The 12802-nt window shown below is 33.4% G+C and carries 13 protein-coding genes and 1 pseudogene; all 14 read left to right on the top strand.

Annotated elements, in window-relative coordinates:
- The first annotated feature begins 751 nt into the window (after positions 1 to 751).
- Positions 752 to 1066, top strand: a complete 315-nt coding sequence (locus AC4G47_RS22645) for a hypothetical protein (protein WP_491102804.1) — start codon at positions 752 to 754, stop codon at positions 1064 to 1066.
- 196 nt (positions 1067 to 1262) lie between these two features.
- The gene (locus AC4G47_RS22640) at positions 1263 to 1559 is read left to right on the top strand and encodes a hypothetical protein (protein WP_491106836.1); all 297 of its coding nucleotides are present in this window, start codon (positions 1263 to 1265) and stop codon (positions 1557 to 1559) included.
- Positions 1471 to 1668 (top strand): annotated as a pseudogene (locus tag AC4G47_RS22635) (phage integrase N-terminal SAM-like domain-containing protein); the annotation flags it as partial. The gene AC4G47_RS22640 and the pseudogene AC4G47_RS22635, both read left to right, overlap by 89 nt.
- A 3-nt stretch (positions 1669 to 1671) precedes the next feature.
- Positions 1672 to 2316: a tyrosine-type recombinase/integrase gene (locus AC4G47_RS22630; RefSeq protein WP_491106763.1), complete on the top strand. Its 645-nt coding sequence runs from the start codon at positions 1672 to 1674 to the stop codon at positions 2314 to 2316.
- 170 nt (positions 2317 to 2486) lie between these two features.
- Positions 2487 to 3533 (top strand): hypothetical protein, encoded by a 1047-nt coding sequence (locus tag AC4G47_RS22625; RefSeq protein ID WP_491102803.1) that lies wholly within the window; start codon positions 2487 to 2489, stop codon positions 3531 to 3533.
- 218 nt (positions 3534 to 3751) lie between these two features.
- A complete protein-coding gene (locus tag AC4G47_RS22620) occupies positions 3752 to 4639 on the top strand; it encodes a hypothetical protein (protein WP_491102802.1) in 888 nt (295 codons plus the stop codon).
- Positions 4640 to 4818: 179 nt separating this feature from the next.
- On the top strand, positions 4819 to 5031 hold the full coding sequence (locus tag AC4G47_RS22615) for a PM0498 family protein (protein WP_491102801.1): 213 nt from the start codon (positions 4819 to 4821) through the stop codon (positions 5029 to 5031).
- Between the two features lie 51 nt (positions 5032 to 5082).
- Positions 5083 to 5259, top strand: a complete 177-nt coding sequence (locus AC4G47_RS22610) for a hypothetical protein (protein WP_491102800.1) — start codon at positions 5083 to 5085, stop codon at positions 5257 to 5259.
- Positions 5260 to 5408: 149 nt separating this feature from the next.
- Entirely contained in the window at positions 5409 to 5885 is a 477-nt protein-coding gene (locus tag AC4G47_RS22605) for a hypothetical protein (RefSeq protein WP_113051459.1), read from the top strand.
- A 241-nt stretch (positions 5886 to 6126) separates the two neighbouring features.
- Positions 6127 to 6939 (top strand): hypothetical protein, encoded by an 813-nt coding sequence (locus AC4G47_RS22600; RefSeq protein ID WP_491102798.1) that lies wholly within the window; start codon positions 6127 to 6129, stop codon positions 6937 to 6939.
- A gap of 192 nt (positions 6940 to 7131) precedes the next feature.
- On the top strand, positions 7132 to 8319 hold the full coding sequence (locus AC4G47_RS22595) for an HNH endonuclease (RefSeq protein WP_491102797.1): 1188 nt from the start codon (positions 7132 to 7134) through the stop codon (positions 8317 to 8319).
- 449 nt (positions 8320 to 8768) lie between these two features.
- Entirely contained in the window at positions 8769 to 9515 is a 747-nt protein-coding gene (locus AC4G47_RS22590) for a DUF2971 domain-containing protein (protein WP_491102796.1), read from the top strand.
- 332 nt (positions 9516 to 9847) lie between these two features.
- Positions 9848 to 10495, top strand: coding sequence for a hypothetical protein (locus tag AC4G47_RS22585; RefSeq protein WP_491102795.1), 648 nt, complete (start codon positions 9848 to 9850; stop codon positions 10493 to 10495).
- A gap of 73 nt (positions 10496 to 10568) precedes the next feature.
- The gene (locus AC4G47_RS22580; RefSeq protein ID WP_491102793.1) at positions 10569 to 12512 is read left to right on the top strand and encodes a hypothetical protein; all 1944 of its coding nucleotides are present in this window, start codon (positions 10569 to 10571) and stop codon (positions 12510 to 12512) included.
- Positions 12513 to 12802: the final 290 nt, after the last annotated feature.

Genomic DNA, 12802 nt, shown 5'->3' with positions numbered 1-12802 from the left:
ATTACCTCAGAGGGGGGAGGATATTTTCAATCCGCACGACGGGCAGCCGCTAGTATTACTAATTTATTTACGGCACTTGATATAACGAAATATACAAAAGCTGATTTAGTAAAATCTTATAATGTTGTCGAGCATAATGGTGTTGTTGAAAAAATCTCCGTCACTCCTTACATTGATTACTTGCCTGTATCAAATTTAAAGGTGAACTTAATTAAGATATCTCTTATTCCTGTTGCGCTAGCCGCCATTTTCAGTTTATGTGCTTTGATCGGCTATTTAATCCGGATGCTTATTAACAAACTACATAAACGAGGAAATACTCCAACTGATTTTGATAAATATCATCTTGCAATCAATTTTGCAGGTGTGGTACTCCTTCTTAATCTTTTCATCATACAGACGAAGATTAGTTTTCCAAATTATCCTGCTTATTCTTCGTTGCACATCAATTTATTGTTTAACCTACTATATGTTGTTTTAGCAGTGGCGTATCTTGGCTTGCTTATTTACAAACTGCGGAAGAACAGTTACAGCAAAAAGCAAAAGGTCATGTACATCATTTCTGGGATATCAGCTTTCATCTTGGCTGTTTTTATTATGGGGTGGCATTTGTATGTTTAGAAGGGCAGAAGCTAAATGGATAACTTAAGCATATTGATAGATGCCATGGTTAGACTTCGTAATGCCGATCTCAGGGTAAGAGATGTCAAAGGCGAGCTTATTCATCGATCAGAGATAAGGTGGCTGCAGAATGGAAGTTAAAATGCTGTTTGGCGTTGGTTTAGTCTTTGAAACACCGGAATTCGGAACCGTCGTTATGGGGGCCAATGCAGAGTTAGATGGATTACTCCCTTCAACAATCAAAGAGATGATCGGTGAACAGATTATCATCAAGAAAACGGATGGGAAAGAGCAAATGTTTAAAGTTGTTTCTACTCAAATTAACCATTCTATAGCTGGGAAGAAGAATATCGGTATATGTTTGGGAAAAGGGATCTCCCCAAACAAAATACCAGCTGCTGGTTCAATCGTCTACTGTTATCCATCAGGACAAATTGATCAGTAGTGTATGCTTTGGTAAGTTACATGGAGTGGCGATGTGCTATTAAACTTGCTGTGCTCATCTCTACTTTTAAACATCATAAATGTTCCGAAAGCATCGGAAGGTCATCTGATTCCCTATTTGGGGTGCAGAGATCCTTCCTTTTTTATTTTTCAAAATTGCGGAGAAAGACATAGACTCAAACAAAGGAGAGTTTCCGATGAATGAACATGCTAAATACGAAGAGGAGATTACTATAACGAAAGGTTCCACTGAGTCCCTTCACATTCATATCCCATATAACCCTGCATACATTCAGCGTATTCGCCAGATTAAGGGCAGAAAGTGGAAACCCAGTCAAAAAGTTTGGGTTATCCTCTACACTATCGTTGCGATTAAGGAGTTCATAAATCAGTTCGATCCAAAAGATGTTCAGATTACCCCGGAGCAAAGAACCGTTACAGAAGGCGCTAAAGTTACGAGGATACAGTCGCAAAACGATCAAAGCGTATTGTAATCAGGTCGAGCGTTTTCTAAGCAGCCTGAGCCTTAAAAATACGGATGTCACTACTTCCAATGTTCAGATGTATTGTTTAGGTTTGCTGGAGCGAGGAATATCCCATTCTAGCGTGAATCAGACCATTAGCGCGCTCCGCTTCTATTGCAAACATGTGCTCCATCATCCTACGGATATCCAGTATATTCGTCCCAAGAAGCAGACCAAGCTTCCGCAAGTGTTGTCCGAAAAGGAAGTTGCTCAATTACTTAAATCCGTAATCAACCCTAAACATAAGGATATATTATTTCTGACGTATTCTTCCGGGCTTCGTGTAGGTGAAGTTGTACGTCTGCGTTGCAGCGATCTCGATATTGAAAGGCAGACACTCATTGTGAGACAGGGGAAGGGTCAAAAGGATCGGAGGACGCTTCTTTCAAGCCTCGCCTGGGATATGGTGCAGAAATACATAGCTGAATATAGACCAAATCGTTGGCTCTTTCCGGGGCAATCTTCTGATCGACATCTTACCGAGCGGAGCGTGCAGAAGGTATTTGAAGAAGCCAGACAACGCGCAGGAATTATGAATAAGGTTAGTATTCATGCGCTGAGGCATTCCTTTGCCACTCATTTGCTGGAGAACGGGACAGACCTGCGCTACATTCAGGAGTTACTTGGTCATACGAGTGCACGTACAACTCAGCGATATACGCATGTTAGTACGAAAAATATCCAGCGTATTCAAAGCCCGCTGGATCGGATGGATTTGGGAGATTGAATGCCTCAATAAATCTCCCTTTTTCACCAAATTCTTCTTCGCAAATACTACACCATAGGTTATCATATACGTAGTTCACATATCATGCAGGATGTGTGGTATTTACGAAGTACATAAATTAGATGTTAACTGAAATTCCTGCAAAGTATTATTAAAAAGGAGAAAAATCAATGAATTCCTTAAGACACGCTATTATTAATTTTTACAAAGATACAGAATATGCTGAATTTAGGGCCGGTGTACCACGTCCAAGAGAATGGCATCTTCCTAAGTTTATGCATGAAAATTTTAATAAAGATGTAGATTTCTTTGAGAAATATAAGAATGGCACAAAAATCATAATTCCTCTTGATGAAGAAGATATGAAACTTTTGAGAGTTACATTGCTACATGAATCGTTATTTTCTTTCTATAAAGTATTTTACAACTATTTAGCAGCAAAGAATCTATATTTATCAGGAGCTCTTCATTGGATAGAGATTACAAATTATTATGCAAAGCTATATCTTGCAAGAGCAATTAATACTCTTTGCGGCATTCAAAGTTATCGAATTACCAGTGATAAATTTATTTTTATAGAAGATGTGTTTAAAATAACAAATCCAAAGCGATATCAAACTTTATCAAATAAATATAACCCCAATAAAATTGATTATGATGCTGACATTGTTTCTTATTCTATGCACTTGAAATTAGATATAAAAAATAAAGGGGGTCATCTAATATTTGATAATGAGAGAATTAATTCGCATGATGATACATGGAGAATTTACTGTGACTTGGACCATGACGAACTTGAACTTACTAAGATAACTTATGAAGAACTTTTTGACAACAAATATGATCATTTATCAAAGGCAAGGAATGAAGAGAATTATACTTTTGATGGCTATATGCAGATAGACTTTAACTTGTTTAATGATAACTTCCATCAATATTTCAATAGGGACGATACTAAAAGAGAAGCTCAATTAGTTTATGACGATGTAGTGGGAGTAACACTTGGAGTTTTTACTGAACTATTTAATTTATATGAGAATCTAAAAATTCCAGCTCTACCTATTGAACTTGCAAAGTTTGAGCATATGTGTAAGTACATGATTCAAGATCAGACATTAAGAGATAAGTTGGTAGATTTGTGCCGTAATAAATTCCCTTTACACAACAAATATATAGAGGAAATGAATGCATATATGTTAGGGACTTATGGTGATTAGCATAGTCTATGAAGGCAGGAACTTCAGTTAACATAATATTCACACTGCGCGGCTAACACCGCTTGGTCTGCCCGAGGCATTTCGAAGAAGCGAAATCAGGCAGACAACCCTTACTGCCTAACCGACTCGCGGCCGCTCCCTTTGGTCGCTTGAGGCAGTAAGGGTTCGTGAATACAGGAACGTTATGTGAAATACGGTTATTAAGGGAGTGCTTATCGATGAAGAAACTTCTAAATACAGCGAGTGAAGAGAGTATTTATAATTCATTGGCTGAAATAGTAGGTATAAACAAAGAATACATAAAACACTACATTGTGAAATATGGGATAGAAATCATAAAGGAAAGCACAGCAGACTCAATAGACTTATCGGAGTTCTTAAATATTCTCTCCCGATACAATAAAGACCTTGACCGTACCCTTGATTTCGATGGAATAACTCTATCACATTTGACTACTAGAACATCAATCATTCATAATCAACAACTTTTCAATTTATTTAATGCACTGATTCAAGATACTGAATTAAAAGAATTTTTAAAAAATGAAGGTATAGTTTTTGAATTAGTTGGTAAGAAACTGAAAACCATTTATAATGGGAAACTCGTTGATTGGGCAATATATTTTGATGGGGATTGGGGACCTACTGCTAGAATGGTTAATAATAGACTCGAGGGCAATTCTAAAGGTGTTACTGATAAATGTGTAAATGGCTTCTTATTTAATAGTGATATCCATAAACACAGAAATGTCTCGCACATTGCACGATTACCTGAGATTCTCGAAAATATCTTACGCATTCTAGGCTGCGCATCAGCCATTTCAAAGTGGACTATTAGTGCTAAACCCTACGTAATAACTTTTAAAGCTGATGTTACAAACATCATATTTGATGAGGATAGGAAACATACTCTAAACAATAAACAAAAGAAAAAATTGTTGATTAAGTATTGCTTATATTATTTGAGTATACTTAGGTATTCTGACTGGGATGAGGATGATAATCCAATCATACGGCTTAAAGATGAATTGTCCGTTCCGGTGAGCGATATCTTAAATATAAGATTGTTAGATAATCAAAGAAGAACCATACAACACATAACATAGTATCTACGCCTTCGGGCTATTCGGCCCTTGGTTCGCAAGAAGTGGTAAGCAAGGGAGTGTAATCAGCTCACAACCCTGCGAGGCTAAGACCGTTGGACCCAGTCGCATGCGCCCCCTTAAGCTTGTAGGGTTCATAGATACAGAAGCGTTATACGAAACACTTCGAAAGCAGGAAAAACATGAAAACCAATCGTGCAATGAGAAATTTATTAAATGACTTAACTGATTCAAGCCCACCAATAAATTCAAATCTACTCAACCCCAATTTTTATGAATGGAATAATTGTATTTTGCTAGAGGCTTCAAGTTTAAGAAATACACATTCTATTGAAGAAACCATATATCAAGATCGAACAGATCTAGAAGCGTCAGTTAATCATTATCATATATAAAGCTTAAAGATAGGGTTGAAACTTATTGCTAATTGGGAAGAGCATTTAATATTGAAATATCCTGAGCGAGAATTTATTGTGATTTTAAGTTCTACAATCACAGGTGAAGATGTTGTCATTCGATTCTACCAATTTAATGACGAGTCTGAGTGGATTAAATTGAAAGACCTTGAGGGGTATAGAGAAGAAGCTATCTTAGTCATTGAGATTTTGAATTCTGTTCAATGATGTGAAGTGCTTCGTATAACATAATATTCACGCTGTGGGCATATGTCCTTGGCCCGGCATTCGCCGGACACTCGACATACGTCGAGTCGTGAATATAGGAACGATATAAGAAATTGCGCAAAAGATATATTGAATTAAAAGGAGATACCATGGCAGATGCACAGTGGCTAGGAAATGCAATTACGGCTTTAGCAACAATTTCTGCTTCAGCACTGACTTTTTATGGTGCGTATATGATTAGTAAAAACAATCAAAAAAATGATAATAGTAAGTTTCAAAAACAAATTGAATGGGAAAGGGAAAAGCTAGAAAAGGAAATTAACAGAAAAGAGTATATAGATAAGCTGAAAATTTATAATAAAGTTCTTAAAGTAGATGGAGAAGTTATGATTGTTACTTCATATCCAGAGGAATTTGATTTTAATAATTATCATGAGAAAGTAAGACCCCTATTATTCGAAGAATATCATTTATTAGATCAAGATATCAAAGTCATAGTTAGAGAAATTGATGGTATTATTGCTCTCTGTAACTTTTATGAAGAGGTTCAGAAAGAACATAATGAAAAACTAATGAAATTGTACTTTAAACTCCTTGAAAAAATCGATAATCATTATAAAAGATAAGAAAATCATTTTAATCAAGTATGAAGAGTAATTGGGGGAAGGCGCAACATCTTATAACATTATATTCACGCTGTGGATCGGCTATTGCTGCTACTTGGTCCGCTAGAGGCTATTGGCAGAGAGGCTAATTCAACGTACACATCGATCTCCCTAAGATAAGAGCTGTCTAAGGGGGAGCGATGTCGTGAATACAGGAACGTTGTCTAATATTTGCATTAAGTAAATGAAAAGGAGAGCAATTATGAAAATTTGTAGTTATTGTAAGTCACACAAACACGAACCATTAACTAAAGAACATGTTTTTCCAGACTTTTTATTCAAAAAAAACCCAGACTATAAATTTGGCTATAATGGTGGAATAGGAAAATATACATTGTCAGCCGATCAAATTAAAGATGTTTGCCAATATTGTAATAACGTAATTTTATCTGGATTAGATACCTATGCAAAGGATTTATGTGACAAGTATTTTGATAGTTTTATTCGTGCTCAACCTATTGAGTTTGAGTACGACTACGATTTGCTTTTAAGATGGATACTTAAAATATCTTACAACGCAGCTCGAGCATATAAAACGTCTACAGCTGAGTTTGAAAGTTACATACCATACATTTTGGGTGAAGGAAATAATCCTAAATTATACACCTTATTATTAGGTAATGTTATGAAGGTATCAGTGCACAAAGGAGAACAATTTCCTCCAAACATATTCGCTGCTACATATTTGTTTCCGTTATATGGTGCGAGAAGCCCTGAATTATTTAGAATGGTGTATATTCGTTCATACATGTTTATCATTATGGGTTGGGGAGAAAATACAAATATATTTGAACGCCAAAAACAGCTTGAATCGTTTATTTCTCTAACTGGTGCAAGTGTAATAGAAAGCAACAAAAATAAATACTGGTTTGACCCCTCAAAATCTCAGTTTGATTATCTTGAATACAGAAGTAATCAATTAAAGATGGATCCTCGAAGACAACTAAGTAGAAAAGAATTAAATGAATTTTCGCTGCGAAATAATAGCCTTAAAGAAATTCCGTATATAGATTAGGGTAGCTCAAAAAGGCAAATACATTAGATAACAAAGTATACACGCAGCGGAGATCCGTTCTTGGTCTGGTAGTCGCCAGACACCCAACATTCGTTGGTTCGTAATACAGGAACGTTATACGAAATTCAAAAAAACTAGAAAGATAGGTAAAGTTTTTATTATCTTAATATATTTATTTCGAGGGAGAAGCTTATGGATAAATGTATATATTGTAATGCTGAGATAATAGAAAAGTCTAATGAACATATCATTCATTCTGCTCTAGGATCTAGTTTGCAGTCAAATAAGATTATCTGTAAAGGGTGCAATAATCACTTTTCAACAAAAGAGTCGGGGTATATGGACAATAAATTTGTTGAGCAGTTTGCAATCATAAGAAATCTATTAAATATAAAAAGTGATCGAGGGAAAATGCCTCCTGTGATAAAAAAGCTAGAACATGAGGGTAGTGCAATATTACTAGAGCCGGGTGGGAAGTTTACTCATCAAAAATCTAAAAGGCAAGAAGTAACCGATGAGGAAGGTAATATTCAAGTCAAAATATCAACTCCAAATTTAGAAAAGATGAAAGAGCAACTAGAGCATATAAAAAAGCAATATGGAAAAGGTTTTTCTTCTATTGATGCAGTATTAAGGAAAACATATATTAATAAGCCTATTAAATTCGAATTGAGTTTAGGAGGAGAAGAGAATACTAAAGCTGTTGCTAAAATATTGTATAACTTCATTCATTATTTAGATAGAGAGTCAATAGTTACTCTGCCCAGCATTAACTGGAGCAGTATTCAAAATTATTTGAGATACAACAAGGATTTAGACAATAATGATACTGGAATTGATTATGTGAATCCTATCCCTTACTCAATTCCCGAAGGAGATTTAGCAAACTATGTTTTTATCTCAGGATCAAAGCAACAAAAACTTATTTATGGACATGTTATAGTGTTCGGGCATATATCTTTTTCAGCTATAATTCATAGCAAATATGAAGGAGTTGATTTTAATTATGGAGTTAGACAACCTATCGATAGTAAACGCGAGGAGATATTTCTCGAACTCAAAAATCAAAAATTTAACCCAGATGTAATTAGAGATAAAAAATGTTACTTTGAGGCGAATATTGAGGGGATGAGAGCTGGATTAAATAAAATTCTGGGAATTTATTTAGAAAGAGCGAGGAAGGAAGAACAAGATAGAATTATTCGCCAAGCAATAAATGAAGTTTTTGATGGATACGAAGGAGCTTACATCACTTTAGAACATATTCAAAAATTGTCTTCGGAACTAGCAAAAGATTTTGTGAATTGGAGATATAGAATTGACTCAGAAGTGCCTATCAATTTAGAGGAACAAGCTCAAAAAATGAACTGCAAGGAGTAGAAATAATAAAGATATATTTAATGATTTTGAAGAACATCATTATCAAATAAAAGCAAGATTTGATAACTACACTGATGTATATTTTACTTTAAAATTTTCTCTTGTTGGGGAAAACAAGGGCATAACGAAAAAAGTGTATTTTAGAGACGTTTAAGTTCTTTGGAAAAGATAGATAACAATATGTATTTTAAACTTAATGAATTAATGAATGATACAGAATTTAGAAATGCTATTAATTATAAGAATCAGATTACACATAAGCAATCCCCAAACATTTTAGTTTTAATAAGGACTCAAGATATAAAATGGATTAGAAACAGCGGTGAATCAGCAGACAGCCCTGCGAGGCCAAGTCCATCGGACCTAGCGCGATGCGCCCTAGGCCTCTCGGGTTTGTAGATACACAAACGTTAGGTGAAGTAGTACAAATTGTTTAAGAGGAGCAAGTTATGAAGATAAGAGAAAATGAAGAAAAGTTATACTATCATTATTGTTCTGTAAATACATTTGTAAAAATCATTGAAAATTCTACTATTCGTGCATCAAATCCTTTCAAAATGAATGATACACAAGAGTTTAAATGGTTATTTAAATTCATTCCAGAAGTAATTGAAAGTTATGTATCGGAACTAACAGATGAAAAACAAAAAGAGCAATATAAATATTTTTACATAGAGACTTTAACTGAAATATATGAAGGTTATTACTCTGAACAAGTAAATCCATATATCGCTTGTTTTTCGGAAGAAGGTGATATATTGAGCCAATGGCGTTCTTATGCAGATAATTCAAGGGGAGTGGCTATCGGATTCTCGTTAGAAGAATTCAAAAAACACCAATTGATCGAAATCATTAATATAAACTATGATCTTAAGCAACAAAAAGAGTTATTGTTAAAAGCATTGATAGATTTCGGTTTAGAAGATCCAACTAATTTAAACTTTCATAGAATGAAACACGTTTTCACAGCAGCTACTATTGCAATAGAACATATCTTAGATAAGTCAATATACTGTAAAAACCCTGCATTTTCCGAGGAAAAAGAAGTAAGATTAGTATACAACCCTGAAAAATATTCTCCGTTTAATCAAGAACAAAGTCAACTAATAGTAAGTGATATTCAATTCAGAAACGATAATGAAAAGTTGATTTCCTATTATGATATCAATTTTTCTGAATTCAAAAAGAAGTGGTAAAAGAAATATATATTGGGTCTAATTCAAAATTGAATGACCGTGATTTAACACTTTTTTTGGAGAAAAATGGATATTATAATTTGGAAATTAAGTCCTCTGCTTCTACCTATAGATAGAGGATTGTGAATGATATGATAATTTGTGAGCAGCTAAAGTAACCAAGGTAGGGAATATTCCACCTAACATAATATGCACATATCGAACATTCGATTTTGATCCCAGAAGCGGCTTCAGTGAAGTAGTTGCTGTGGACACAACCGGCAATCGCCGGAACCCAGTATAGGGTGAAACGTGAACAAAGTAGTTATATGAAAGATTAAAAGGAGAAAACGATGGCAGACAAACTTCTAAAACTCTATAAAAAGGATTTAAGCTTACTTCACATCATGTTTAAAAAAATGAAGTGGCAAGGATTTAAAAGATCTATTATTTTTTTGGTGTCATGCATTATTTTAATCATATTAATAAAATATAACTTCAAATCAGAATGGAGTAATATTTCTTTTATTTCTTTAATTATGTGTTTTTTGGTCTCTTTGAGAGATTTGACATTAGAAAGAGATCGGATAATTGAATCTGATAATAACGGAAAAAACTATTACCAGGTTAGAATTGAAGGATTAAGGAAATTTTTGAGAAATGAGAGTATTGACACAGATCCTAAAAAGATAGAATTGCTAATAAAGCTAGTAGAAAAACAAGCTGAAGAACAGAAAGTCCCATTCTTTGTAGGGAGAGGAATCCTATTGACTGTTCTTTTGCCTATTATTTCTGCTACTTATACAAATATATTAAATAAATATACTGATGATTTAACTACTGTTCTAATAATATTTTCAATACTTTTAATAGTTATTTTATGTATATTTATTTATGCTACTTTGTTTAGATTTATTTACGATGATTTTATTAATGGAGATTATCAGAGATATAAGACTATAGCTAATGACTTGCGAGAATTACATTTTAAATTAATATAGTTTTATATTAGAAAAATATATTCAAAGTTATTTATAAAAATATTCGAAATCATAGAATTTAAGGGGCTAGATTATGAGAGAGATTAAATTCTATTCAAGAAATGACTTGGCAAGCGGGTTTGTCTTAAAAGAAATCGAAAATTATCTAATAGAGGGTAGAGCAGAAAAAGAAGAACTAAATATTAATGATCTGATTGAAATATATAATATAAAACAATATTTTGAGCATAAGCTATACCTCCTTACTTGGACTTCGAATGAGATAGAAAAATATGAGAAGCAAGTTAATATTTATTTCAAAAAGATTGGACGTTTTTTTCATTCCATTAACAGTGAAAACCTAGCAGATTTTTATAATGAATTGGAAATAGAATACAGAGAGGATTTTTGGGCACTTTTTGAAAAATTCAAAGTATACGAAAGAATTACTGATTTAAGCTTTAATCAATTTTTAACCGAAAATAATATTTGGCTATATCAACTATTAAGGCACAAAACGTTAGTTCAACACTTTGGTAATGTTATTAAGGAATATATGTTGAGTGATCATTCAGTAGCAGAACTACTGTTAGATGAATATGAAATGCAACATACAACAGATAAAGAAAAGTTGAATTTCCCAAAAGAGCTAACATTTTTGGATAAAGAAAGAATCACTCTTAATTACATTAATAGCGAAAGTCCTAATTTGAATTATTTGCGGCTTATTGTGAATGTACAAAGTAATAAAGACAAACTTCTGCTCTCACCGAGAACTATATTAACCGCGAAAAAAAGAGTAGAAAAAGAAGAAGAAAGACTTTTTCCTGAAGACTCGGGGATGCTAGTCGAAACTACCGTAGGTTTTTCTAAAAATCAGGAAGAAGTTGTTATTTCTAATATAGATGGGCTTTCAATAAAGACTATGTACAGTACAAAATGGTTTGAAAACAATACCGATTATGGAACACTATTAAATAACTTTATATATTTATTCGAATTTGTTGATTATCAAATGAGATGTAATTTTGTAAACAAATCTAATCAAATGGGGGTAATGGAAAAAATTCTTGATTCTCGTTCTCGAAATGCTTATTTGACAGGAATGGTATTTAATCAAAAGGATTCATTATCTTTATTACAAATAAACGGATATTATAATGAACTGTCTAGCCTAGGAGTGCGTATTGAGTTAGTGATTGAATGGTTTTTTAAAGAATACTTGCCGAATGAGTTCTTAGTATCAAATTTTGATATTAATATGCCATCAACTCACTCTACATTACTCGAGAAGTGCACTAATATAATGCCAGCGGTAGAGTCTGTTCTAAAACAATTTATTTTATACGTTGAAGAAGGTATAGTTGATTTCGATTTACTTGAAATACGCTCTGAACATCTTATATATAGCAATATTCCTTCACTAGTAAATAAAAAGTATGCTTATGGTAAAGGCGAGGAGTTTGACTACGCATCTTTTCTCTTTTTTTCTGATCAAAGTGGACTTGGCTATAGTAAAAAAAATCAGAGTAGCTACAATAACTACTTTGAATTACTATGCAATCAACCTCTCAAGTTAGCTGATTATCCAGAATACTCTCATAACAAAATTGAATGGTTAATTGAAAAGAACTATCTCAAGAATGATGAAGAAGGATTCATTGTTTTTGAAGATGAGTCTGTGGTTTTGGTAATGAAAGATTTATTTGCTAATGAAGTAGTTAACTTTTGGCGAGCTCCACTAATAATGAGAAATGCTTTGGATAAACTTGAAACAAAGAATGTAGTTGTTTTTGAAAGTTCCTTGCTATCAAAACCTGAGCAAGAGTATATCAATTATACGCTTAATAAGTCACAGTTTAACAACGGATTGGATTTAAGGAATAGATATAGCCATACTCAACCTAAAAGTACTGAGAATGATAAAATGCACGAGTATAACTATATGATCTTCCTAAGATTATTGATTTTGTTTGTGATAAAAATAAATGATGATTTTTGTATAGAAGATATGTTATCAAGAAGAGAAGCTAAATAGATATTTAAATGCTTTGGTAGATTTAGCTCTTTGTTCTCAAATGATTAGTACAAAGTGGAAATTAACTAATAGACTCATTCAACAATTGAAAGGTAGTATTTAAACTTTTCTTTAGTCGGTTCAACAATTTACTTTCTTGAGGAAAATAGAGAGCTTCTAGAGAATGCCTCATATCATTGAGAAATCTTCGTATATATCCGTCCCAAAAGCAATGGCCTGGGAATAAGACAATCAGTATTAAGTTGCCTGTCGAGTTTTAGGCAGGCTTTTTTAATGCATATAACAATCGG

This window comes from Paenibacillus sp. Negev47, assembly GCF_058313655.1.
The sequence above is the reverse complement of the archived record's forward strand: the minus strand, read 5'-3'. Positions and strand labels throughout refer to the sequence as shown.

Bases quoted from the DNA above. Each gene is read 5' to 3' on its own strand.
- AC4G47_RS22590 (WP_491102796.1), top strand. From the start codon at position 8,769: ATGAAGATAAGAGAAAATGAAGAAAAGTTATACTATCATTATTGTTCT.
- AC4G47_RS22580 (WP_491102793.1), top strand. From the start codon at position 10,569: ATGAGAGAGATTAAATTCTATTCAAGAAATGACTTGGCAAGCGGGTTT.
- AC4G47_RS22585 (WP_491102795.1), top strand. From the start codon at position 9,848: ATGGCAGACAAACTTCTAAAACTCTATAAAAAGGATTTAAGCTTACTT.
- AC4G47_RS22605 (WP_113051459.1), top strand. From the start codon at position 5,409: ATGGCAGATGCACAGTGGCTAGGAAATGCAATTACGGCTTTAGCAACA.
- AC4G47_RS22620 (WP_491102802.1), top strand. From the start codon at position 3,752: ATGAAGAAACTTCTAAATACAGCGAGTGAAGAGAGTATTTATAATTCA.
- AC4G47_RS22615 (WP_491102801.1), top strand. From the start codon at position 4,819: ATGAAAACCAATCGTGCAATGAGAAATTTATTAAATGACTTAACTGAT.
- AC4G47_RS22595 (WP_491102797.1), top strand. From the start codon at position 7,132: ATGGATAAATGTATATATTGTAATGCTGAGATAATAGAAAAGTCTAAT.
- AC4G47_RS22645 (WP_491102804.1), top strand. From the start codon at position 752: ATGGAAGTTAAAATGCTGTTTGGCGTTGGTTTAGTCTTTGAAACACCG.
- AC4G47_RS22600 (WP_491102798.1), top strand. From the start codon at position 6,127: ATGAAAATTTGTAGTTATTGTAAGTCACACAAACACGAACCATTAACT.
- AC4G47_RS22625 (WP_491102803.1), top strand. From the start codon at position 2,487: ATGAATTCCTTAAGACACGCTATTATTAATTTTTACAAAGATACAGAA.
- AC4G47_RS22640 (WP_491106836.1), top strand. From the start codon at position 1,263: ATGAATGAACATGCTAAATACGAAGAGGAGATTACTATAACGAAAGGT.